Genomic DNA, 22650 nt, shown 5'->3' with positions numbered 1-22650 from the left:
GTTGATGCCGACCATGCCGTACTCCAGCGCCTCGGCCACGCGCCACACACGGCCGATGTCGCGCGAGTAGAAGTAGGACGCGAGGCCGAACTCGGTGTCGTTGGCCATGGCGATGGCCTGGGCTTCGGTGTCGAAGATGAAGATCGGCGCCACCGGCCCAAAGATCTCTTCGCGCGCCACGCGCATGGCCGGCGTCACGCCGCTCACGATGGTCGGCTCGAAGAAGGTGCGGCCCAGCGCATGGCGCTTGCCACCGGTCACCACGCGCGCGCCCTGGCTCACGGCGTCGGCCAGCAGCTCTTCGACCTTGCGCACGGCATCGTCGTCGATCAGAGGGCCTTGGTTGACACCCTCGGCGGCGCCGTCGCCCACCTTGAGTTGCGCCACGGCCGCAGCGAGCTTGGCGGCAAAGGCATCGGCCACGCTGGCTTGCACGAGCAGACGGTTGGCGCACACGCAGGTCTGGCCCGCGTTGCGGTATTTCGAGGCCATGGCGCCGGCCACCGCGGCATCGAGGTCAGCATCGTCGAACACGATGAAGGGTGCGTTGCCGCCGAGTTCGAGCGAGAGCTTCTTCACGGTGGGCGCGCATTGCTGCATCAGCAGGCGGCCGACTTCGGTCGAGCCGGTGAACGACAGCTTGCGCACGATGGGGCTGCTGGTCAGCACGCCGCCGATGGCGCGGGCGTCGCCCGTCACCACATTGATCACGCCGGGCGGGATGCCCGCACGCTGCGCCAGCTCGGCCATCGCCAGGGCCGAGAGCGGCGTCTGCTCGGCGGGCTTGATGACCATGGTGCAACCGGCCGCCAACGCGGGCGCGGCCTTGCGCGTGATCATCGCGTTCGGGAAGTTCCAGGGCGTGATGGCCGCGCACACGCCGACGGGCTCCTTGACGACGAGCAGGCGGCGGTCGGCCCCCACGGTCGGGATCACCTCGCCGTAGACGCGTTTGCCCTCTTCGGCAAACCAGTCGATGAAGGACGCACCGTAGGCGATCTCGCCGCGCGCCTCAGCCAGCGGCTTGCCTTGCTCGGCGGTGAGGATGGCGGCGAGGTCGTTCTGATGCTGCAGCATCAGCTCAAACCACTTGCGCAGCAGCTTGCCGCGCTCGGCGGCGGTCTTGGCGCGCCAGCCGGGCAGCGCGGCCTGGGCGGCGTCGATGGCGCGTTGGGTTTCGGCGGCACCCATGCGCGGCACCTGGGCGAGCACCGCGCCGGTAGCCGGGTTGCCCACCGCGAAGCGCTCGCCGCTGTCGGACGCCAGCCAGTTGCCGTTGATGAACGCGTCGGGGCGCAGCAGCGCCGGGTCTTGGAGTGAAAGCATGCAGGCCTCGATCCTGTGAGCGGATGCGTGAGAGCCTCATGGTAGAAGGAATCTGGCCCCGTCGGAAGGGCCGCTTCAGGCCAGCCGCGAGAGCCACTTTCGAGCAGGCAGGCCACCCAAAAAAGACGGCCACACAAGGTGGCCGCGCAAGCAGCTCGGCAGGGAGACCGAGCCTAGGGGACGAGAACCTGGGAACGCGAACGAGCGCCTTACTTGGCCACGTTGACGAAATCGACGCGACGGTTTTGCGACCAGCACGATTCGTCGTGGCAGGTGGCCCGCGGCTTTTCTTTGCCGAAGCTGATGGTTTCGATGCGGTCGGACGAAGCGCCCAGCAGCACCAGCGCCTTGCGCACGGCCTCGGCGCGCTTCTGGCCCAGCGCCAGGTTGTATTCGGCGCCACCACGCTCGTCGGCATGGCCTTGCAGCGTCAGGTGGTCGGTGGGCAGGCCGTGCATCAGGCTGGCCTCGCTCTGGATCAGCGCGGCGTAGTCCTGCTTGACGACGAAGGAGTCGAAGTCGAAGAACACGCTCTTGCTGTTGAGGTCAGCCAGCTGCTGACGCTGTTGCGCGGCCAGGCGCTCGCGCTCGAGCTGCGCCGGGTCAACCGGGCGTGCTTGAGCCGCCGGCGACGCGGCGGGCGCGCTCGACTGGGTAGAGGCAGCCGGCTGCGACTCAGCGGCTTGCTTGGGGGCGCTGCTGCAGGCAGCCAGCAAGGCAGCCAGGGAGGCCGCGGCAATGAAAGACAGACGCATGGCAGTGATCCTTGGATCCTTCAAACGATGAAGCCTCGATTCTGGGCGCCTTGCCTTAGACGAGGCTTAAGGCGCAAAGATCACTTGCACGCGCAGCCCGCCCAGGCGGGTCGATTCGTCGAGCTGCAGCCGCGCGCCGTGCCGCTCGGCAATCGCCTTGACGATGGCCAGCCCCAGCCCGCTGCCCTCGGCACCTGAACCGCTCACGCGGTAGAAGCGGTCGAGCACGCGGGCGCGGTCGCGCGGCGCGATGCCCGGGCCGCTGTCTTCGATCACCAGCACCGCGCCCACCATGTCGGCCTGCACGCTCAGGTCGACCGTGCCACCGGGCGGCGAGTACTTGATGGCGTTGTCGAGCAGGTTGCGGATCAGGGTGCGCAGGGCTTCGGCGTCGCCGCGCACCGTGGTGGCATCGGAGCGGTGCACGCCGAGGTCGATGCCCCGCGCCTGCGCGGCCGGCATGGCATCGGCCAGGGCCACCAGGCTGACCTGATCGAGCGCCACGGGCTGCGGCTCGCCGCTCGCGCTGGCATGCGTTTGCTGGCGCGCCAGCACCAGCAATTGATCGACGAGATGGCCGGCGCGGTCGATGCCGGCGGCCAGGCGCTTGATGGCCAGCTCGCGGGCCGGCTCGTCGGCCGCGCGCTGCAAGCCTTGCAGCTGGATCTTCAGCGCGGCCAGCGGCGAGCGCAGCTCATGCGCCGCGTCGGCCACGAAGTGCTGCTGCGCCTCGAAGGCCTGGCGCAAGCGCTCGAACAGCAGGTTGAGTTCCTGGATCAGCGGGCGCACCTCGGCCGGCAGACCCTGCTCGTTCACCGGGTGCAGGTCATCGGCCCGGCGCCGCGCCACCTGGGTACGCACGCTGGCCACCGGCGCCAGCGAGCGGCTCACCACCCACCACACCACCAGCATCAGCAGCGGCGCCATCAGCAGCGCCGGCAACGCGGTGCGCAAGGCCAGCGAGCGCGCCATGTCGCGCCGCGCGGCCATGTCTTGCGCCACCAGGATCACCTGCTGCGGCGTGGCGATGACGAACAGCCGATAGGTGCGGTTGTCGAGCGACCGCAGATTCGAGAAGCCGGGCGGCCCCGGCTGGCGCAAGAGTCGGTGCGCGGCCGATTGAAAAATCGGCACCCCGTTGGCCGACCACATCTGCACGAAGAAGTCTTCGTTTTCGCGGTCGGCGCTGAGCGCGCTGTTGGGCTCGTCGTTGATGAGCGGGGTGCCCGAGCGCAGCGAGAAGGCCATCTTCTGCATGTGGCGGTCGAAGAGGGCGTCGGCCTCGCTCAATGCCGTGCGGTAGGCGGTGACCACCTGCACCACCGCGGCCACCACGATGGCGCCAAGGATGAAGCCCAGCAGCCGCGTCCGCAGCGAATGAGTCGTGGCGCCGCTCATGCCTTGGGCACCATGTAGCCCACGCCGCGCACGGTCTGGATCAGCCCGCTGCCGAGCTTCTTGCGCAGGCCGTGCACGTAGACCTCGACGGCGTTGCTCGACACCTCGTCGCCCCAGCCGAAGATCTTTTCTTCGAGCTGCGCGCGCGACAGCACCATGCCCGGGCGGGCGATGAGCGGCTCGAGCACCGCCCATTCGCGCGACGACAGCACCACCGGCTCGCCGGCCACCGACACCTCGCGCGTGGCCGGCTGGATCACCACGCCCAGGTGCTCATACGCCGGCTCGGCGCGCCCGGCGGCGCGGCGCAGCAGGGCCCGCACGCGCGCCAGCAGCTCGCCCAGGTCGTAGGGCTTGAGCACGTAGTCGTCGGCGCCCTCGTCGAGCCCCCGGATGCGCTGATCCACCGAGTCGCGCGCGGTGGCGATCAGCACCGGCGTGCGCTGCTTGCGCCCCCGCAGTGCCCGCAACACCTCGATGCCGTCGAGCCCCGGCAGACCCAGGTCGAGCAGGACGAGGTCGTAGCTCTGCGCGCCCAGCGCCGCGTCGGCCAGGTAGCCGTCTTTCACCCAGTCCACGGCGTAGCCTTCGGCGCGCAGGATATCGAGCACCGATTCACCGATCATCTGATCGTCTTCGACAAGCAACAAGCGCATGGGGGTGTGCAGCAGCGTCGGCCGCCGACACCGCGCCGGTGGCCCTGAGGGCGAAGTCTGCCCGGACCTGCTTAGGTCTGGCTTAAGCGGGCACCACGATTAAGGCGGGCACCACGATTAAGCGGGCACGCCGACGCTCAAGCCGCGCGGCGTTCGCGTTCGTCGCGCGCGGTGGGTTCGGCGGCGGCCTGCGGCAAGGGCGGCGCCATCACGGTGGGCGCGGTCATGATGCGCTTGAGCAGCGGCATCGTGCGCCGCACGCCCACCATCGCGGTGGCGGTGAGCACGCCGCTCATCATGGCGCCGACCACGCCGCACGAGAGCACGTCCTGCCCGGTCAGCCACAAGCCTTCGATGCGGGTGCGCGGCGTGAGCCAGTCTTGCTGGAAGCGGCTCGGGTCGTGGTCGAGCCCGTACAGCTCGCCGCGCTGGTAGCCACCGAACCAGTTGGTGGACAGCGGCGTCGAGACCTCGACGTAATCGACCTTGCCGCGCAGTTGCGGCAGATGCTCGTACAGCACGTCCATCAGGCGCTCGCCCCAGCGCGCCTTGGCCGCCTCGTAGTCGGCACCGCGCTGGCCCCAGGTGGTGTCGGCCCAGCGCTTGAACCAGTCGTACTGCGTGGGCGCCACGATTTCGATGGTGGCCCGGCCGGGGTAGCGGCGCGCGAAGTCCGGGTCCTTGGCCGAGGGGAAGGAGATGTAGACCAGCGGCAGCGGCTGCTCGGGGTCGGCCAAGAAGCGCCGGATGCTCGCGTCGTAATCGCGGTCGGCGTAGATCCAGAAGTTGGTCTTGGGCAGGCCCAGCTCTTCGGCGGTGTGCCGCAGCCCCACGTAGGCCCCGAGATAGGCCGCGCTGGGCTTGACCTGTTGCAGCAGCCGGTCGTAGCCCGCGCGCTTCACCGCGTCGGCGGGCACAAGATGCTCGAAGGTGTTGAACACGCCCGCGCCCGAGATCACGCAGCCGCAATCGATGCGCGTGCCGTCGGCCATCAGCACGCCCTTGGCCCGGCCCTGCTCGACGATGATCCGCTCGACGCGCGCGTAGGTGAACACCTCGCCGCCCGCCGCGCGGATCTTGGGCAGGATGGCCTCGGCGATGCGCCAGCTGCCGCCCACCGGGTAATAGCCGCCGTGCAGGTAGTGCGTGACGACCAGCGCGTGGATGATGAACGACGACTCGGCCGGCGGCATGCCGTAGTCGCCCCATTGCCCGCACAGCGCGGCGGCGAGATCGGGGTTGCTCGTGAGCTCGGCGAGCACGGCGGCGGTGGTCATGCCGAAGGTGCGCGGCAGCAGGCGCTTGAGCAGCGGCTGGGCTAACGCGCGCTGCCAGGGCTTGAGCACGCGGCCCGCCATCAGCCAGGGCATGGCCTTCTTGGCCTGCGCGAGCAAGGCGAGGTAGCGGTCGATGGCCGCCGCCTCGTCGGGGAAGCGCTGCACGAGTCCGTCGCGAAACGCCTGCTTGCCGGCCACGGCGTCGAACACCTGGTCGCCGACGAAAAAGCGGTCAATCACCGCCCCCATCGACGCCCACTGCACGCGCCCGCCCGTCACCCAGTCCATCAACTTGCGCGGCACGGTGGGCGCGCCCATATCGCCCACGTAGTGCAGGCCCACGTCCCACTCGTAGCCGGCGCGCTCGTAGCTGTGCGTGTAGCCGCCGGCGGTGTAGTGCTGCTCGAGCACGGCCACCTTCCAGCCCTGCTCGGCGAGCATCGCGGCCGTCGTCAAACCGCCCAGGCCCGAGCCGATGACCAGCGCGTCATACGGGCCATTGAGCCGCCAGTCGCGGTAGCGCGTGCCGATGCGCGGGCAGTCGGCCTGGTTGTGCCGATGCGTGCCGGCTTTCGATGCGGTTTGTGTCATGTGTGCCTCAACTCAGTCTGATCCAGGTGGTCTTCAGCTCGGTGTATTTGTCGAACGCGTGCAGCGAGCGGTCGCGCCCGTTGCCCGACTGCTTGTAGCCGCCGAAGGGGGCGACGATGTCGTCCTCGTCGTAGGAGTTGACGTGGATCACGCCGGCACGCAGGGCGCGCGCCGTGAGGTGGGCCTTGGCGAGGTCTTTCGTCCAGACCGACGCAGCCAGGCCGTAGGGCGTGTCGTTCGCGATGCGGATGGCCTCGTCGGCCGAATCAAACGGGATGATCGACAGCACCGGGCCGAAGATTTCTTCGCGGGCGATCTTCATGCGGTTGTGCACGCCGGCAAACACGGTGGGCGCGACGTAGTAGCCGCCCGTCTCGGCACGCACCTGCTCGCCGCCCGCCACGCAGGCAGCACCCTCGGCCTTGCCGGCGTCGATGTAGCCCAGCACGGTGCGCAGCTGGATGTCGTCCACCAGCGCGCCCATCACGGTGCCGTCGAGCAGCGGGTCGGCCGGGGCATAACGCGGTGCGATGGCGGCGCATTGCTCGATCACGCGGTCGGCGATCGAACGCTCGACCAGCAGGCGCGAGGGCGCGTTGCAGCTCTCGCCCTGGTTCCAGAAGATCGAACCGGTGACGGCCTTCACGGCGGCGTCGATGTCGGCGTCGGCAAACAGCACGAAGGGCGACTTGCCGCCCAGCTCCGTCCAGGCGCGCTTGAGGTTGGACTGCCCCGCCATCTGCGTGATCAGCTTGCCGGTGCGCGTGGAGCCGGTGAAGCCGATGGTGTCGACGCCCATGTGCAGCGCCAGCGCCGCGCCCGCCTCGTGGCCGAAGCCCGGCACCACGTTGAACACCCCCGCCGGCACGCCGGCTTCGAGCGCCAGCTCGGCCAGGCGCAGCGCGGTGAGCGGCGATTTTTCAGACGGCTTGAGGACGACGCTGTTGCCCACGGCCAAGGCAGGCGCGATCTTCCAGGCCGCCATCAGCATCGGGTAGTTCCAGGGCACGATGGCGCCCACCACGCCGATGGGCTCGCGCGTGACCAGCGCCAGCGTGTGCGACGGCGTGGGCGCCACTTCGTCATACAGCTTGTCCACCGCCTCGGCCGTCCAGCTGATGGTCTTGAAGGTGGCGGTGATGTCCACCTCGAGCGCGGCGCGAGCGGGCTTGCCCATGTCGAGGCTTTCGAGCACTGACAGCTCTTGCGCGTGCTGCTTGATGAGGGCCGCGAAGCGCAGCAAGGTCGCCTTGCGCTGCGCCGGCGCCTGGCCCGCCCAGCGCTGGTCGTCGAAGGCCGCGCGCGCCACAGCCACGGCGCGGTCGATGTCGGCCGCATCGCCGCGCGCCACCTCGGCGATCTTGCGGCCGTCGATCGGCGAGATGCAATCGAACACCGCCCCCGTGGCCGCCGCCACGCGCTCGCCGCCGATGAAGGCGCGGCCATCGAGCCGCAGCCCGGCGGCGAGTTGCTTCCAGTCGATGGCGTTCGTTGGGCTCATGCGGGCTCCTTGGCTTGCTGCCAGCTTTACTGCCAGCTCACAACGGTCTGCACCGAGAAGGTCAGGTTGTCCTTCTTGTAGCCGCCCGAGCTCCAGTCGTAGAACGAGTTGAGGTTGGAGCGGTCGTAGCGCAGCTCGGTCTTGAGCAGGCCGTTCATGTGATATTGATAGTTCAGCCCGAAGGTGAAGGCCGTGCGCTTGCTGCCGCGATTCGGGTCGCCCAAGGCCCACAGCCCGGTGCTGGCGTCGTACACCGCGCCGGGGCCGAAGCCGTTGCGGTAGTCGCCGCACAACGCGGCCGGGTCGCCGTTGATGTCGGTCGCCGGGTTGCCGTTCTTGTCGAGCTCGCCCGTGGCGCTGCCGGTTGGGCACAGCTGGTTCACGTTGCCCGTGTTGGTGGCCGGCGTACCGCCGCCGCCACGGTGGTTGTCGAGGTAGTCGGCGCGGAAGATGCCTTCGAGCTGCGGCGTGAACTTGTAGGCCGCGAGGCCCGAGAGGCCGACGGTGCCCGTGGTGCCCCCGCTGAAGCCGGCGTGCTGCCACTGCGAGCCTTCGATCTGGCCTTGCAGGGTCACGTCACCGCGAATGAAATAGGCGTCGGCTTCGAGGTAGTTGTAGCCGTGCTGGTAGACCTTGCCGTGCAGACCCGAGGCGCCCCAGCCCTGGAACTCGCCCTTGGCGTAGTCCACGCGCCAGTGCGCGCCCTGGCCGTCGTAGCCATGCGGCGTGTGGCTGTTGCTGATGTTGCCCGCCGAGGTCTTGACCCACCACTTGCCTTGCAGGTATTCGAGGCCCGCGCCGGTCATGTAGCCGGGGCCGCCGAAGTCGAGCAGCAGGTTGGACGTGATGTTCTTCTTGAGCGGCGCCTGCACGTATTCGTAGCCGTTCCAGGTGATGGTCTGGCCGGCGGTGGCCTTCCAGGTCAGGCTGCCCAGCGGCACCCAGAGCTCGGCCTCCTCGAAGAGCTGCCCGAACGACAAGGTGTTGGCCACCGAGCGACGCGGGCGCAGCGAGAACATGCTCTTCAAGCCGCCCTCGAATTCCTTCTCGACCTTCAGCGTCACGCCACCGAAGTAGCTGTTGTAGTACGAGAAGGTGTCTTGCGTGAAGTCGTTGACCGCGGCGCTCGGGTCGCTGGAGTAGTTGTTGTTCAAGAAGGTGAAGCTGCCGCCATTGGCCCGCTCGCTGTAGACCCAGGTGGGGTCGATGTAGCCGGTGACCTTCAGGCCCTTGAAGCCGTTCATCTCGAGCGTGTCTTCGAGCCCTTCGGTCTTGACGCGGATGCGGTTGAACTCGACCGGGTCGACCGCATCCGGAGCGGGCGTGGCAGCTGGCGCCGGAGCGGCTTCGATCTTCTGCTCCAGCTCCTTGAGCTTGGCCTTGAGCAGCTCGATCTCCTTGCGCAGATCGGCATTGCTGTCGGCCGCCATGGAGGCCATGGGCAGGGCCAGCAGCACGGCCATGACGCTTGCTTTGACTTTCGCTTCCAGTTTCTGCATGGTTCCTCCAAAAGGGGTCAGGGCTTCAGAACAGGTTGAACATCCAGCCGGCGGTCAACCGGCATTCGCTTCAGAAAACGCTTCGGCGATCTCGCGGGCGTGGCGCCGCTCCTTGCGGGCCATGTACAGACTCGACCAGATCACGCCCACGCTGACGATCAGGATGGTGATGGTGGCCACCACGTTGACCTCGGCGTTCAGCCCCAGCTTGGCGCGCGAGAAGATCACGATGGGCAGCGGCGACGAGCCAGGGCCCGACAGGAAGGACGACAGCACCACGTCGTCGAGCGACAGCGTGAAGGTGAGCAGCCAGGCCGACAGCATGGCCTGCGCGATGAGCGGCAGCGTGACGTGCCAGAACACGCCCAGCGGCTTGCAGCCGAGGTCCATCGCCGCCTCTTCGAGCGACATGTTCATCTCCTTGAGGCGCGACTGCACCACCACCGCGCCATACGCCATGCCCAGCATCACGTGGCCGAAGAAGATGGTGAGCATGCCGCGCTCGGGGAAGCCCAGCCAGCGCTGCACCGACACCAGCATCAACAGCAGCGACAGGCCGATGATCACCTCGGGCATCACCAGCGGCGCGTTGATCATGCCGGCGAACAGCGTGCGCCCCGCGAAGCGGTGGTAGCGCACCAGCACGAAGGCCGCGAACGTGCCCAGCAGCACCGACACGCTGGCGCTGCAGAACGCGATGCGCAGCGACAACCACACGCCGTCCAGAATTTCGCGGTCGTGCAGCACCTCGGCATACCACTTGAGCGACACGCCGCTCCACAGCGTGACCATGTTCGACTCGTTGAACGAGTAGACGATGAGCCAGACGATGGGCAGGTACAGGAAGGCGTAGACCACGCCCAGCACCGTGCGGGTGAAGGCGTTGCTGACCGGCGGCATGCCATGGCTCATGCGCGACCTCCTTCGCCTTGCTCGGACTGATATTTGTTGAACAGCGCGATGGGCACGATGATGAGCAGGATCATCACCACCGCCACCGCCGCCGCCATGGGCCAGTCGTTGTTGCTGAAGAATTCGTCCCACAGCACGCGGCCGATCATCAGCGTCTCGGGCCCGCCCAGCAGCTCGGGGATCACGTATTCGCCGACGCACGGAATGAACACCAGCATCGAGCCGGCGATCACGCCCGACTTGGACAGCGGCACCGTCACGCGCCAGAAGGCCTGCCAGGGCGTGGCCCCCAGATCGGCGGCCGCCTCGAGCAGCCGACCGTCGTGCTTCACGAGGTTGGCATACAGCGGCAGGATCATGAACGGCAGGTAGGCGTAAACCATGCCGATGGTCAGCGAGATCCAGGTGTTCAGGATCAGCAGCGGCTGCTGAATGACGTGCAGCGACAGCAGCACCGAGTTGAGGATGCCGTTCGACGCGAGGATGCCCTTCCAGGCGTAGATGCGGATCAGGAACGACGTCCAGAACGGCAGCATCACCAGCATCAGCAGGCCCGGCCGCCGCGCTGCTGGAGCTCGCGCCATCGAGTAGGCGAACGGGTAGCCGATCAGCAGGCACAGCACCGTGGTGACGGCGGCGTAGCCGATCGAGCGCAGGTAGGTCAGGAAGTAGAGGTTGTCGCTCCAGATGAAGACATAGTTCGACAACTTGACGCGCATCTGCAGCACGCCGTCGACGTACTTGATCATCTGCGCGAACAGCTCGGTGCCCTCGCCCGACTCGGTGACCGACAGCTTGAGCAGAATCAGGAAGGGCACCAGAAAGAACACGTCGAGCCACAGATGCGGCACGGCGATCACCAGCCAGCGGGCGCGGGCCTGAAACGCTTTGGACAGAGAAGCCGGGCTCATCGGATGCCTCCCGCGTCAGCCGTGCAACACCACGGTAGCGTCGTTGGCCCACCTGGCGTAGACGTGATCGCCCCACGTCGGCACGTTCTCGGGGTGACGCTCGGTGTTGGCCATCGTCGCCTTGAGCCGCATGCCGGTGGGCAGCTTCAGGTAGTAGGCGGTGTAGCTGCCCATGTAGGCCAGGTCTTCCACCTCGCCGCGTACCCAGTTGAACTCGCCCGTCGGCTGGGTGCGACTCAGCTCTATCTTCTCGGGGCGCAGCACCACGGCGCAGTCCATGCCCAGCGTGCCGGTGATGCCATGGCCCACGTAGTGCTTGCACTCGGGGCACTCGATCACCACATGGTTCGGTTCGTCCTCGATCAGCTTGCCGTTGAACAGGTTGACGTTGCCGATGAAGTCGGCAACGAACTGGCAGTTCGGCGTTTCGTAGATCTCGGGCGGCGTGCCCATTTGCAGGATGCTGCCCTCGCTCATGATGGCGATGCGGCTGGCCATGGTCATGGCCTCTTCCTGGTCATGGGTCACCATCACGCAGGTCACGCCCACCTGCTCGATGATGTTGACCAGCTCGATCTGGGTGCGCTCGCGCAGCTTCTTGTCGAGCGCCGCCAGCGGCTCGTCGAGCAGCAACAGCTGCGGGTTGCGCGCCAGGCTGCGCGCCAGGGCCACGCGTTGCTGCTGCCCGCCCGAGAGCTGATGCGGCTTGCGCTTGGCGTACTTGCCGAGCTGCACGAGATCGAGCAGCTTGGCCACGCGCTCGTCGATCTCGGCCTTGCCCGCACCGGCGCGGCGCAAGCCGAAGGCCACGTTGTCCCACACGTTCATGTGCGGGAACAGCGCATACGACTGGAACATCATGTTGATCGGCCGCTCGTAGGGCGCCAGGCCCGCGAGGTCGCTGCCGCCCAGCACGATCCGCCCCGACGTGGGCACCTCGAACCCGGCGAGCATGCGCAGCAAGGTGGACTTGCCGCAGCCCGAGCTGCCGAGCAAGGCGAAGATCTCGCCCTTGTTGATGGTGAGCGAGACGTCGTTGACCGCCGCGATGTCGTCGAACTTCTTGACGAGGTTGCGGATTTCAAGAAACGGCGCGCCCTTGGCCGCGACGGGTCCGGGAGAACTCATGTGCCACCCATGAGGATGCGGTTGAATCGAGCCGACGCCGAGGTCGGCCCACCGAGATCGTTGCGACGCGCCGGCCTCAGAGGCCGGTCTTGAAGGCCGTGTAGATGCGCGTGACCATGCGGCGGATGTCGTTGTTCACCGTCTGCGGCGGCAGCATCTTGGCCTTCGCCTCGTCAGACAGAAACACCGTGGGGTTCTCGGCCACTTCCTTCTTCACGAACTTGGTGGCCGCCGCGTTGGGGTTGGCGTAGAAGACCTTGTTCGTCAGGCTCGCGTGCACCTCGGGGCGCAGGATGTAGTTGATGAACAGGTGCGCGTTCTTCGGGTGCGCCGCATCGGCCGGGATGGCCATGGTGTCGAAGAACAGGATCGCGCCGGTCTTCGGGATCAGCGCCTCGACGTGCACCCCGTTCTTGGCCTCGATGGCCCGCTGGCGCGCGATGTTGATGTCGCCCGAGTAACCCAGCGCCAGGCAGATCGAGCCGCTGGCCAGGTCGTTGATGTAGCCCGACGAGCTGAACAGCGTCACCGAGGGGCGGATCTTCTTGAGCAGCGCCGCGGCCTCCTGGTAGTCGGACGGGTTCTTGCTGTAGGGCTCCTTGCCGAGGTAGTGCAGCGTGGGCGGAATGATCTCGGAAGGCGAATCGAGGAAGGACACGCCGCACGATTTCATCTTCGAGATGTACTCGGGCTTGAAGATCAGGTCCCACGCGTTGTCGGGCATCGGCAGGTTGCCCAGCGCGGCCTTGACCTTGTCGACGTTGATGCCCACCGTGGTGTAGCCCCACAACCAGTTGACGAGATATTGGTTGCCGGGGTCGAGCGTGGCGAGCTGCTTCTGCACGCCGGGGTCGAGGTTCTTGTAGTTGGGCAGCAGGCTCTTGTCGAGCTTCTTGAGCAGGCCGCCGTCGATCTGCAGGCGCCCCCAGTTGGACGACGGCACCACGAGGTCGTAGCCCGTCTTGCCGGCCACCAGTTTGGCGTGCAGGATCTCGTTGCTGTCGAAGTTGTCGTACCGCACCTTGATGCCGTACTCCTTCTCGAAGTTGGCGATGGTGTCGGGCGCGATGTAGTCCGACCAGTTGTAGATGTTGAGCACCTTCTCTTCTTCTTGCGCCTGCGCGGCGCCGCTCGCACCCCAGGCCAGCAACAGCGCCCCCAGGCAGGTCGCCCAGCGCTTGGGCGAGGTGAGTGCAAACGTCGAAGCGAGATGAGCCATGAGTCTTTCTCCTAGTCGCGGTGGGTTGCGTGAGTGAGAGAGGATCGCCTGGGGCGCTCAGAGCCAGCCGCGCTGCCGGAGCTCGTCCAGGGTTCGATCGAGAGAAGCACGAATCAAGCCGATCATTTCATCAATCTGGGCCACTGTCATCACGAGCGGCGGCGCGATGATCATGCGGTCGCCCACGGCACGCATGATCACGCCGCCCTCGAAGCAATGGCGCCGGCAGACCATACCAACTTCCAGCTTGGTGTCGAATAGTTCTTTCGCTGACTTGTCTTTCATCAGGATCAAACCGGCCATCAGCCCCTTGCTCTCGGCCACGCCCACCAAGGGGTGGTCAAGCAATTCGGTAAAGCGCCGGTTCAGATAGGGCCCCGTCTCGTGGGCCACGCGCTCGACGAGCTTCTCGCGCTGCAGGATGCGGATGTTCTCGATCGCCACGGCGCACGCCACCGGGTGCCCCGAGTAGGTGAAGCCGTGCTCGAACTCGCCGCCCTTGTCGATCAGCACCTGGGCGACGCGGTCGCCCACCATCACGCCGCCGAGCGGGATGTAGCCCGAGGTGACGCCCTTGGCGAAGGTCATCAGGTCGGGCTTGAAGCCCATGGTCTCGCAGCCGAACCAGTTGCCGGTGCGGCCGAAGCCGCAAATCACTTCGTCGGACACCAGCAGGATGCCGTACTGGTCGCAGATGCGCTGCACCTCGGGCCAGTAGGTGGCGGGCGGAATGATCACGCCGCCCGCACCCTGGATGGGTTCGCCGATGAAGGCGGCCACGGTGTCGGGCCCGACTTCGAGGATCTTCTGCTCCAGCCAGCGGGCCGCCTGCAAGCCGAACTCGTCCGGGCTCATGCCGCGCCCGTGCTCGAAGTAGTAGGGCTGCTCGATATGCACGATGCCGGGAATGGGCAGGTCGCCCTGCGCATGCATGTAGCTCATGCCGCCCAGCGACGCGCCCGCCACGGTCGAGCCGTGATAGGCATTCTTGCGGCTGATGAAGGTCTTGCGCCGGGGTTGGCCCATCAGGTCCCAATAGCGGCGCACCATGCGCAGCACGGTGTCGTTGCCCTCGGAACCCGAGCAGGTGAAGAACACGTGCTTGAACTGCGGCGGCGTGACCTCGGTCAACAGCTGGCCCAACTCGATGGCCGGCACGGTCGCCGTCTGGAAGAAGCTGTTGTAGAAGGCCAGCTCGCGCATCTGCTTGGCAGCCACGTCGGCGAGCTCACCGCGACCGTAGCCCACGTTCATGCACCACAGGCCCGACATGCCATCGAGGATGCGGTGACCTTCGCTGTCCCACACGTAGATGTTGTCGCCGCGCGTGATGATGCGCGAGCCCTTGGCGGCCAGCGACTGGAAGTCGGTGAACGGATGCAGGAAGTGCTCGGCGTCGGCCTGCTGCAAGGCGCGGGTGTCGATGCGGGGGGCAAGGGAGGCGGTCATGATCGGCAGTCCTTCGCGAGCGTCAGACGTTGAGCAGCAGGTGGGCACGCTCCCACGGGCTGATGACGGTGTTGAACTCGTCGAGCTCGGTCTGCTTGACGGCCAGGAAGACCTTGACGAAGGCCGGGCTCAGCACGTCGTGCAGCGCCTTGCACTCGGTCAGCAGCCCGAGCGAGCCGCGCAGCGTGAGCGGCAGCTCGTGCGCCTTGTTGTAGGCGTTGCCCTTCATCTCGGCGCTGGGCTTGATCTTCTCTTTCATGCCCAGGTAGCCGCAGGCCAGCGTGGCGGCCATCGCCAGATAGGGGTTGGTGTCGGCCCCCACCAGGCGGTTCTCGACGCGGCGCGCGGCCGGGCTCGCATGCGGCACGCGCAGGCCGACGGTGCGGTTGTCGGCGCCCCAGCGCACGTTGGTGGGCGCGGCCGAGTTCTTCACGAGGCGGCGGTACGAGTTGACGTAGGGCGCGAAGAAGGCCATCGCGTTGGGCAGGTAGCGCTGCAGGCCGCCGATGAAGTAGTTGAAGTTCTTGCTCGGCGCGCCGTTCTTTTCACTGAAGATGTTGGCGCCGTTCTGGTTGACGATGGACGTGTGGATGTGCATCGCCGAGCCCGGCTGGTTGGCCATGGGCTTGGCCATGAAGGTGGCGTACATGTTGTGGCGGAAGGCCGCCTCGCGCACGGTGCGCTTGAACAGAAACACGCTGTCGGCCAGCTCAAGCGCGTCGCCGTGCAGGAAGTTGATCTCCATCTGCCCGGTGCCGATCTCGTGGATCAGGGTGTCGATGTCGAGCTTCTGCTTTTCGCAGTAGTCGTAGATGTCTTCGAACAGCGGGTCGAACTCGTTGACCGAGTCGATGCTGTAGGCCTGCCGGCCCGCTTCGGCGCGACCGCTGCGGCCGATGGGCGGGCGCAAGGGCTCGTTGGGGTCGGTGTTGCGCGCCACCAGGTAGAACTCGAGCTCGGGCGCCACCACCGGCGACCAGCCTTCGTCGGCGTAGAGCTTGAGCACGCGGCGCAACACGCTGCGCGGCGCGAAGTCGACGATCTCGCCCTCGGCGTTGAAGCAGTCGTGGATCACCACGGCGGTCGGGTCGATGGCCCAGGGCACCACGCGCGCCGTGCTGGGGTCGGGCTTGAGGAAGAGATCGACGTCGATCTCGTTGATGACGTCGTAATACGGGCCCTCTTCGGGGAAGCCGCCCGTCACGGTCATGCCGAGCACGGCCTCGGGCAGCTTCATGCCGCGCTCTTCCTGAAACTTCACGCGCGGCAGGATCTTGCCGCGCGCCATGCCGGTGAGGTCGGGCACCAGGCATTCGACTTCGGTGACGCGGTTGTCGTCGAGCCACGCGTCGAGCTCTTGAAACGCCTTCTGGTCTTTGTCGATGGTCATGGGTCACCTGTGGGAAGAACGAGCCGCTGCGCGGTAGGCGCGGCAGGCCTGGCCGAAAGCCGCGAAGAGTCGTTGCGAGTCCGGGTTGTGATGCAACTTCCATTCCGGGTGCCATTGCACGGCCAGCGCAAAGGGGGCCTCGAGCACGCGAATCGCTTCGATCAGCCCGTCGGGCGCCGTGGCTTCAATCGCCAGCCCGCGCCCGAGCTGGTCGATGCCCTGACCGTGGATGGAGTTCACCGTGATCTGCGCGGCCCCGCCGAGCAGGCCTTGCAGCACGCCGCCTGATGTCAGCATCACCGGGTGGGCCGGGCCGTATTGCACGTCCACATCGGCGTCGTCGGCCGCGCGGTGGTCGGCCTTGCCGGGCTGGGCGTGCACCTGTTGATGCAGCGTGCCGCCGCAGGCCACGTTGAGCTCTTGAAAGCCGCGGCAGATGCCCAGCAAGGGCAGGCCGCGCCGCAGGGCCGCGTCGATCAGCGGGAAGGTGGTGGCGTCGCGCAGCGGGTCTTGCGCCAGGGCGGGATGAGCCGGCGTCTGACCATAGCGCTCGGGCGCCACGTTCGACACCGAGCCGGTGAGCAGCAGGCCGTCGAGCAGGTCGAGCACGTGGTCAACGTCCAGCGCCTCGCCGATGGCCGGCAGCAGCAGCGGCGTGGCCTGCGCGCCGTGCAGCACGGCGTCCACATACTTCTGCCCCGCCGCATGAAACGGGTGCGCGCCCAGCAGCTTGATGCACGCCGAGATGCCGACGACCGGACGGCGCTCACCCGATGCAGATGACCGGCTGGGCGGGAGGCTCGCAAGGGTGCTCACAGAACCGGCTCCTGGTTGAGATGCAGAGGTGGCGGGCAACGTCTTACAGGGTCGCCTCAAAAGCGTAGCCCAGTTCGCGCGCCACAGCCTCATGGGTAACGCGGCCCCGGTGCACGTTCAGGCCGTTGCGCAAATGCGGGTTGGCTTCAAGGGCCTTGCGATAGCCCAGGTTGGCCAGTTGACGCACGAAGGGCAGCGTGGCGTTGGTGAGCGCGAGCGTGGCGGTGCGCGCCACGCCGCCGGGCATGTTGGCCACGCAGTAATGCACCACGCCTTCTTCGACGAAGGTGGGCTGCTGGTGGGTGGTGGGGCGCGAGGTCTCGATGCAGCCGCCCTGGTCAATGGCCACATCCACGATGACGCTGCCCGGGCGCATCAGACCCAGCATGCGCCGGCTCACCAGCTTGGGCGCTGCCGCACCCGGAATGAGCACCGCGCCGATCACGAGATCGGTATCGGGCAGATGGCGCGCGATGTTCTCGGGCGTCGAGACCTCGGTGACGAGGCGCGGGCCGAAATCGCTGTCGAGTTGCGTCAGGCGCGGCAGCGAGACGTCCATGATCGTGACCTGCGCGCCCAGCCCCATCGCCATGCGGGCCGCGTTGATGCCGACCACGCCGCCGCCCAGCACCAGCACCTTGGCCGGCGGCACGCCGGGCACCCCCGGCAGCAGCACGCCGAGCCCGCCCTGGGCCTTTTCGAGCGTGTGCGCGCCGGCCTGGATGGACATGCGCCCCGCCACCTCGCTCATCGGCTTGAGCAGCGGCAGGCCGCCGTGCGCGTCGGTCACGGTCTCGTAGGCGATCGCCACGCAATCGGCCGCCAGCAGGCCCTGGGTCTGTTCGGGGTCGGGCGCGAGGTGCAGGTAGGTGAAGAGCACCTGGCCGGCGCGCAGCTGGCGGTATTCAACCGGCTGCGGCTCCTTGACCTTCACCACCAGGTCGGCGCTGGCGAAGATCTCGGCCGCCGTGGCGGCGATGCGCGCGCCCACCGCCTCGTAGGCCGCGTCGTCAAAACCCACGCCGGCGCCGGCTTGCGTCTCGACGAGCACGGCGTGCCCGTCGCGCACCAGCGCCGCCGCGCCCGCCGGGGTCAGGCCCACGCGGTATTCGTGGTTCTTGATCTCTTTCGGTACGCCGATCAGCATGGTGGACTCCCGATCTGCCAGCAAATGGGCCACTTGACGATGAAGGATCGAAGTCAGTCTAGGTGCCATTTGGCACCCCCGAAAGCGCCACTTTCGGCAAATCGGATGGGGCCACCCACAGCCGCGCACTACCGCCGATCGCGTGCCAAATCGCACGCGGCGCCGTGATTTGCACAACTTCACGCCAGGTTTTGGTTGGCATGCGCTGCCACACAAATAGAATGAACGATCATTCATTAACCGATTCCGGCGCCCAGAGGTTCTGCCATGCCCCACATTCCTGCCGTCATGAAACCCCTTGCCTCCCCCACGCTGGCCGCTGCGTTGCTGGCTTGCGCCGCGCTGCTGAGCGCCTGCGGCGACCACAACGCCGCCGCAGCGGCCCCGGCGGCGGCGCCCACGGTGGGCGTGTTGCGGCTGGCGCCCAGCAGCGTGCGGCTGACTACCGAGCTCTCGGGCCGCACCGCGCCGTATCAGGTGGCCGAGGTGCGCCCGCAAGTCGAGGGCATCATCAAAAGCCGGCTCTTCACCGAGGGCGGCGACGTGAAGGCCGGCCAGGCGCTCTACCAGATCGACGCCGCCAAGTACGAGGCCGACGCCAACAGCGCCAAGGCCGCGCTGGCCAAGGCGCAGGCCAACCTCACCACCGCCGCGCTCAAGGCGCAGCGCTACGGCGAGCTGGCCGGCATCGACGCGGTGAGCAAGCAGGCCAATGACGACGCGCAGGCCGCGCTCAAGCAAGCCCAGGCCGACGTGGCCTCGGCGCAGGCCGCCCTGCGCACCGCGCAGATCAACCTCGACTACACCCGCGTCAACGCGCCGATCTCGGGCCGCATCGGCCGCTCGAGCGTGACGCCGGGCGCGCTGGTCACCGCCAACCAGGCCACCACGCTGGCCACCATCCAGCAGCTCGACCCGATCTACGTGGACGTGACCCAGTCGAGCAGCGAGCTGTTGCGCCTGCAAAACGCGCTGGCCTCGGGCCAGCTCAAGCGCTCGACCCAGACGCAAGCCAAGGTGAAGTTGCTGCTCGAGGACGGCAGCACCTACCCGCTCGACGGCAAGCTCGAGTTCTCCGAAGTGACGGTGGACCCGAGCACCGGCACGGTCACGCTGCGCGCCACCTTCCCCAACCCCAAGCACCTGCTGCTGCCCGGCATGTACGTGCGCGCGGTGGTTGAAGAAGGCGAGAGCGAGCAGGCGCTGCTGGTGCCGCAAAAGGCCGTGTCGCGCGACGCCAAGGGCAACGCCACCGCGCTGGTGCTGGGCGACGACGGCAAGGTGCAGGCGCGCACGCTGCAAGCCGCTCGCTCGGTGGGCGACCAGTGGCTGGTGACGGCCGGCCTGCAAGCCGGCGACCGCGTGATCGTCGAAGGACTGCAGAAGGTGCGCCCCGGCGCGCCTGCCCAGGCGGACGAAACCAAGCCCGGCGCCGCGCCGACCGCCACGCCGTCAGCGCCCGCCTCGCAAGCCGCCCCCGCCAGCGCCGCGCGCTGATCCCCCGGCCGGCAACAGGAGCACACCATGTCCCGCTTTTTCATTGATCGGCCCATCTTCGCGTGGGTGATCGCCATCGTCATCATGCTGGCCGGCGCGCTGGCCATCGACACCCTGCCGGTGTCGCAATACCCCAGCATCGCGCCGCCGCAGATCTCGGTGAACGCCACCTACCCCGGCGCCTCGGCCAAGACGCTCGAAGACACCGTCACCCAGGTGATCGAGCAGCAGATGAAGGGCCTCGACGGCCTGACCTACATGTCGTCCACCAGCGACTCGACGGGTTCGGCCTCGGTCACGCTGACCTTCAAGGCCGGCACCAACCCCGACATCGCGCAAGTGCAGGTGCAGAACAAGCTGCAGGCCGCGATGTCGAAGCTGCCGCAAGACGTGCAGCGCCAGGGCGTGAACGTGGTCAAGTCGACCGTCAACTTCCTGATGGTGCTGGGCTTCGTCTCCGAAGACGGCAGCATGACGGGCAACGACATCGCCGACTACGTGGCCACCAACCTGCAGGACCCGCTGAGCCGCGTGGACGGCGTGGGCGAGGTGACGATCTTCGGCGCGCAATACGCCATGCGGATCTGGCTCGACCCCAACAAGCTGCAGCAGTACCAGCTCACGCCGGCTGACGTGAGCACCGCCATCACGGCGCAGAACGCGCAGGTGTCGGCCGGTCAGCTCGGCGCCGCCCCCGCGCCCGCCGGCCAGCAGATCAACGCCACCATCACCGTGCAGAGCCGCCTGCGCACGGCCGAGCAGTTCCGCGCCATCGTGCTGCGCACGCTGAGCTCGGGCGCGCATGTGCGCCTGGGCGACGTGGCCCGCGTCGAGCTCGGCGCCGAGGGCTACACCTCGGTGTCGCGCTACAACGGCAAGCCAGCCGCGGGCGTGGCCATCAAGCTGGCCACCGGCGCCAACGCGCTGGCCACCGCCCAGGGCGTTGAAGACAAGCTGGCGCAGCTGCAGAAGCAGTTCCCGACCGGGATGAAGTCGGTGGTGGCCTTCGACACCACGCCGTTCGTGCGCGTGTCGATCCATGAAGTGATCAAGACCCTCGTCGAAGCCGTGTTGCTGGTGTTCGTGGTGATGTACGTGTTCCTGCAGAACTTCCGCGCCACGCTGATCCCGACGATCGCCGTGCCCGTGGTGCTGCTGGGCACCTTCGGCGTGATGTCGGCCACGGGCTTCTCGATCAACATGCTGACGATGTTCGGCCTGGTGCTGGCCATCGGCCTGCTGGTGGACGACGCCATCGTGGTGGTCGAGAACGTCGAGCGCGTGATGAGCGACGAAGGGCTCTCGCCCAAGGAGGCCACGCGCAAGTCGATGAGCCAGATCACCGGCGCGCTGGTGGGCATTGCCCTGGTGCTGTCAGCCGTGTTCGTGCCGATGGCCTTCTTCGGCGGCTCGACCGGCGTGATCTATCGCCAGTTCTCGATCACGATCGTCTCGGCCATGGCCTTGTCGGTGGTGGTCGCCCTGATCCTGACGCCCGCGCTGTGCGCCACGCTGCTCAAGCCGATCGAGAAGGGCCACGACGCCCATCACCACGGCCCGTTCTTCGGCTGGTTCAACCGCACCTTCGATCGCAGCAGCGAGGGCTACCAGGGCATCGTGAGCCGCATGCTGCAAAAGCGCGGCCGCTATCTCGTGGCGTTCGCGCTGATCGTGGGCGCCATGGGCTGGTTGTTCACCCGCCTGCCCACGGCCTTCTTGCCCGACGAGGACATGGGCACGCTCTACGCGCAGATCCAGCTGCCGGCGGGCGCCACGCAGGAGCGCACGCTCGAGGTGGTCAAGCGCGTGGAGCAGCACTTCCTGACGCAGGAGAAGGACACCGTGGCCTCGCTGTTCACGGTGTCGGGCTTCAGCTTTGCCGGCCGTGGTGAAAACATGGCCATGGGCTTCGTGCGCCTGAAGGACTGGGGCGAGCGCCCCGGCCCCGCCAACTCGGTGAAGGCCATCGCCGGCCGCGCCATGGCCGCGTTCTCGAAGTACCGCGACGCCATGACCTTCGCCTTCGCGCCGCCCGCCGTGCGCGAGCTGGGCAACTCGGCCGGCTTCGACGTCTACCTCACCGACAGCGCCGGCGTGGGCCACGAGGCGCTGGTGCAGGCGCGCAACCAGTTGCTGGGCCTGGCCGCCAAGGAGCCCGGCCTCGCCGCCGTGCGCCCCAACGGGCTCGAAGACTCGCCGCAGTTGCGCGTCGACGTCGACCCGATCAAGGCCGGCGCGCTGGGCGTGACCGTGTCGAGCATCAACAGCCTGCTGTCGGCCGCCTGGGGCGGCAGCTACGTGGACGACTTCATCGACCGCGGTCGCGTGAAGAAGATCTACATGCAGGCCGACGCGCCCTTCCGCGCCCTGCCCGAAGACCTGAACAGCTGGTACGCGCGCAACAGCAGCAACGCCATGGTGCCGTTCAGCTCGTTCGCCACCTCGAGCTGGGAGCTGGGCTCGCCCCGCCTGGAGCGCTACAACGGCGTGGGCGCGGTCGAGGTGCTGGGCGCGCCGGCCGCCGGCAAGAGCTCGGGCGACGCGATGGCCACCATCGAGCGCCTGGCCAAGGAGCTGCCCCCGGGCATCGACCTGGCCTGGACGGGCATGTCGTATCAGGAGCGCCTGTCGGGCTCGCAGGCCCCCGCGCTCTACGCGATCTCGCTGCTGGTGGTCTTCCTGTGCCTGGCCGCGCTGTACGAGAGCTGGTCGATTCCGTTCTCGGTGATGCTGGTCGTGCCGCTGGGCGTGATCGGCGCGCTGCTGGCCGCCACGCTGCGCGGCTTGTCGAACGACATCTACTTCCAGGTCGGCCTGCTGACCACGATCGGGCTGTCGGCCAAGAACGCGATCCTGATCGTCGAGTTCGCCAAGGAGCAGATGGAGCACGGCAAGGACCTCATCAGCGCCACGCTCGAAGCCGTGCGCCTGCGCCTGCGCCCCATCCTGATGACCTCGCTGGCCTTCGCGCTGGGCGTGCTGCCGCTGGCCCTGGCCACCGGCGCGGGCTCGGGCGGCCAGAACGCCATCGGCACCGGGGTGCTGGGCGGCATGCTGTCTGCCACCATCCTGGGCATCTTCTTCGTGCCGGTGTTCTTCGTGAGCGTGCGCAAGCGCTTCCCGGGCAACACCGCAAGCGCCGCCACCTCTCAACCGTCCGCCACGGAGGGCCACTGAC

At 67.6% G+C, this 22650-nt stretch carries 17 protein-coding genes; 2 read left to right on the top strand and 15 right to left on the bottom strand.

The features are described from left to right. From ACE3SS_RS06625 to ald, 15 genes are all read right to left on the bottom strand, one after another. The coding region (locus tag ACE3SS_RS06625) for an NAD-dependent succinate-semialdehyde dehydrogenase (protein ID WP_374592377.1) at positions 1–1326 on the bottom strand (1326 nt) is incomplete at its 3' end. 209 nt (positions 1327–1535) lie between these two features. Continuing rightward, positions 1536–2081 carry a peptidoglycan-associated lipoprotein Pal gene (gene pal / locus ACE3SS_RS06620; RefSeq protein ID WP_374592376.1) on the bottom strand — a complete coding sequence of 182 codons (546 nt, stop codon included), beginning with the start codon at positions 2079–2081 and terminating at the stop codon, positions 1536–1538. A 66-nt stretch (positions 2082–2147) separates the two neighbouring features. Next, positions 2148–3479 (bottom strand): ATP-binding protein, encoded by a 1332-nt coding sequence (locus tag ACE3SS_RS06615; protein ID WP_374592375.1) that lies wholly within the window; start codon positions 3477–3479, stop codon positions 2148–2150. Next, positions 3476–4135, bottom strand: coding sequence for a response regulator (locus tag ACE3SS_RS06610; RefSeq protein ID WP_374592374.1), 660 nt, complete (start codon positions 4133–4135; stop codon positions 3476–3478). Before ACE3SS_RS06610 ends, ACE3SS_RS06615 begins: the two co-directional genes overlap by 4 nt. Positions 4136–4272: 137 nt before the next feature. Beyond that, entirely contained in the window at positions 4273–6003 is a 1731-nt protein-coding gene (locus ACE3SS_RS06605) for a phytoene desaturase family protein (RefSeq protein WP_374592373.1), read from the bottom strand. A 7-nt stretch (positions 6004–6010) separates the two neighbouring features. After that, the gene (locus ACE3SS_RS06600; protein WP_374592372.1) at positions 6011–7504 is read right to left on the bottom strand and encodes an aldehyde dehydrogenase; all 1494 of its coding nucleotides are present in this window, start codon (positions 7502–7504) and stop codon (positions 6011–6013) included. A gap of 26 nt (positions 7505–7530) precedes the next feature. Continuing rightward, on the bottom strand, positions 7531–9003 hold the full coding sequence (locus ACE3SS_RS06595; protein ID WP_374592371.1) for a DUF3138 family protein: 1473 nt from the start codon (positions 9001–9003) through the stop codon (positions 7531–7533). A gap of 54 nt (positions 9004–9057) precedes the next feature. Further along, positions 9058–9915, bottom strand: coding sequence for an ABC transporter permease (locus tag ACE3SS_RS06590; protein ID WP_374592370.1), 858 nt, complete (start codon positions 9913–9915; stop codon positions 9058–9060). Beyond that, positions 9912–10826, bottom strand: coding sequence for an ABC transporter permease subunit (locus tag ACE3SS_RS06585; RefSeq protein ID WP_374592369.1), 915 nt, complete (start codon positions 10824–10826; stop codon positions 9912–9914). The genes ACE3SS_RS06590 and ACE3SS_RS06585 overlap by 4 nt, the downstream gene beginning before the upstream one ends. A 15-nt stretch (positions 10827–10841) precedes the next feature. Beyond that, positions 10842–11954: an ABC transporter ATP-binding protein gene (locus tag ACE3SS_RS06580; RefSeq protein ID WP_374592368.1), complete on the bottom strand. Its 1113-nt coding sequence runs from the start codon at positions 11952–11954 to the stop codon at positions 10842–10844. A gap of 76 nt (positions 11955–12030) precedes the next feature. Then, the gene (locus ACE3SS_RS06575) at positions 12031–13173 is read right to left on the bottom strand and encodes a polyamine ABC transporter substrate-binding protein (RefSeq protein ID WP_374592367.1); all 1143 of its coding nucleotides are present in this window, start codon (positions 13171–13173) and stop codon (positions 12031–12033) included. A 57-nt stretch (positions 13174–13230) separates the two neighbouring features. After that, complete coding sequence (locus ACE3SS_RS06570) at positions 13231–14622, bottom strand: aspartate aminotransferase family protein (RefSeq protein WP_374592366.1); 1392 nt, start codon at positions 14620–14622, stop codon at positions 13231–13233. A 22-nt stretch (positions 14623–14644) separates the two neighbouring features. Then, positions 14645–16012 carry a glutamine synthetase family protein gene (locus ACE3SS_RS06565; protein WP_374592365.1) on the bottom strand — a complete coding sequence of 456 codons (1368 nt, stop codon included), beginning with the start codon at positions 16010–16012 and terminating at the stop codon, positions 14645–14647. A gap of 3 nt (positions 16013–16015) precedes the next feature. Then, positions 16016–16828, bottom strand: a complete 813-nt coding sequence (locus tag ACE3SS_RS06560; RefSeq protein ID WP_374592364.1) for a gamma-glutamyl-gamma-aminobutyrate hydrolase family protein — start codon at positions 16826–16828, stop codon at positions 16016–16018. Positions 16829–16871: 43 nt separating this feature from the next. Next, the gene (gene ald, locus ACE3SS_RS06555) at positions 16872–17975 is read right to left on the bottom strand and encodes an alanine dehydrogenase (RefSeq protein ID WP_374592363.1); all 1104 of its coding nucleotides are present in this window, start codon (positions 17973–17975) and stop codon (positions 16872–16874) included. Positions 17976–18263: 288 nt separating this feature from the next. Here ald and ACE3SS_RS06550 point away from each other — a divergent pair, with 288 nt between their 5' ends. Continuing rightward, entirely contained in the window at positions 18264–19472 is a 1209-nt protein-coding gene (locus tag ACE3SS_RS06550; protein WP_374592362.1) for an efflux RND transporter periplasmic adaptor subunit, read from the top strand. Positions 19473–19499: 27 nt separating this feature from the next. Further along, entirely contained in the window at positions 19500–22649 is a 3150-nt protein-coding gene (locus tag ACE3SS_RS06545; protein ID WP_374592361.1) for an efflux RND transporter permease subunit, read from the top strand. The last annotated feature ends 1 nt before the right edge of the window (position 22650 follow it).

The sequence above is a fragment of the Aquabacterium sp. genome, assembly GCF_041915145.1.
Taxonomy (GTDB): domain Bacteria; phylum Pseudomonadota; class Gammaproteobacteria; order Burkholderiales; family Burkholderiaceae_C; genus Aquabacterium.
Note: the sequence above shows the minus strand (reverse complement) of the source record. Positions and strands in the feature narration are given on the sequence as shown.

What these genes read in the sequence shown, in the direction of transcription:
- pal (WP_374592376.1), bottom strand. Translation starts at nt 2,081, where the DNA reads ATGCGTCTGTCTTTCATTGCCGCGGCCTCCCTGGCTGCCTTGCTGGCT.
- ACE3SS_RS06615 (WP_374592375.1), bottom strand. Translation starts at nt 3,479, where the DNA reads ATGAGCGGCGCCACGACTCATTCGCTGCGGACGCGGCTGCTGGGCTTC.
- ACE3SS_RS06610 (WP_374592374.1), bottom strand. Translation starts at nt 4,135, where the DNA reads ATGCGCTTGTTGCTTGTCGAAGACGATCAGATGATCGGTGAATCGGTG.
- ACE3SS_RS06605 (WP_374592373.1), bottom strand. Translation starts at nt 6,003, where the DNA reads ATGACACAAACCGCATCGAAAGCCGGCACGCATCGGCACAACCAGGCC.
- ACE3SS_RS06600 (WP_374592372.1), bottom strand. Translation starts at nt 7,504, where the DNA reads ATGAGCCCAACGAACGCCATCGACTGGAAGCAACTCGCCGCCGGGCTG.
- ACE3SS_RS06595 (WP_374592371.1), bottom strand. Translation starts at nt 9,003, where the DNA reads ATGCAGAAACTGGAAGCGAAAGTCAAAGCAAGCGTCATGGCCGTGCTG.
- ACE3SS_RS06590 (WP_374592370.1), bottom strand. Translation starts at nt 9,915, where the DNA reads ATGAGCCATGGCATGCCGCCGGTCAGCAACGCCTTCACCCGCACGGTG.
- ACE3SS_RS06585 (WP_374592369.1), bottom strand. Translation starts at nt 10,826, where the DNA reads ATGAGCCCGGCTTCTCTGTCCAAAGCGTTTCAGGCCCGCGCCCGCTGG.
- ACE3SS_RS06580 (WP_374592368.1), bottom strand. Translation starts at nt 11,954, where the DNA reads ATGAGTTCTCCCGGACCCGTCGCGGCCAAGGGCGCGCCGTTTCTTGAA.
- ACE3SS_RS06575 (WP_374592367.1), bottom strand. Translation starts at nt 13,173, where the DNA reads ATGGCTCATCTCGCTTCGACGTTTGCACTCACCTCGCCCAAGCGCTGG.
- ACE3SS_RS06570 (WP_374592366.1), bottom strand. Translation starts at nt 14,622, where the DNA reads ATGACCGCCTCCCTTGCCCCCCGCATCGACACCCGCGCCTTGCAGCAG.
- ACE3SS_RS06565 (WP_374592365.1), bottom strand. Translation starts at nt 16,012, where the DNA reads ATGACCATCGACAAAGACCAGAAGGCGTTTCAAGAGCTCGACGCGTGG.
- ald (WP_374592363.1), bottom strand. Translation starts at nt 17,975, where the DNA reads ATGCTGATCGGCGTACCGAAAGAGATCAAGAACCACGAATACCGCGTG.
- ACE3SS_RS06550 (WP_374592362.1), top strand. Translation starts at nt 18,264, where the DNA reads ATGAAACCCCTTGCCTCCCCCACGCTGGCCGCTGCGTTGCTGGCTTGC.
- ACE3SS_RS06545 (WP_374592361.1), top strand. Translation starts at nt 19,500, where the DNA reads ATGTCCCGCTTTTTCATTGATCGGCCCATCTTCGCGTGGGTGATCGCC.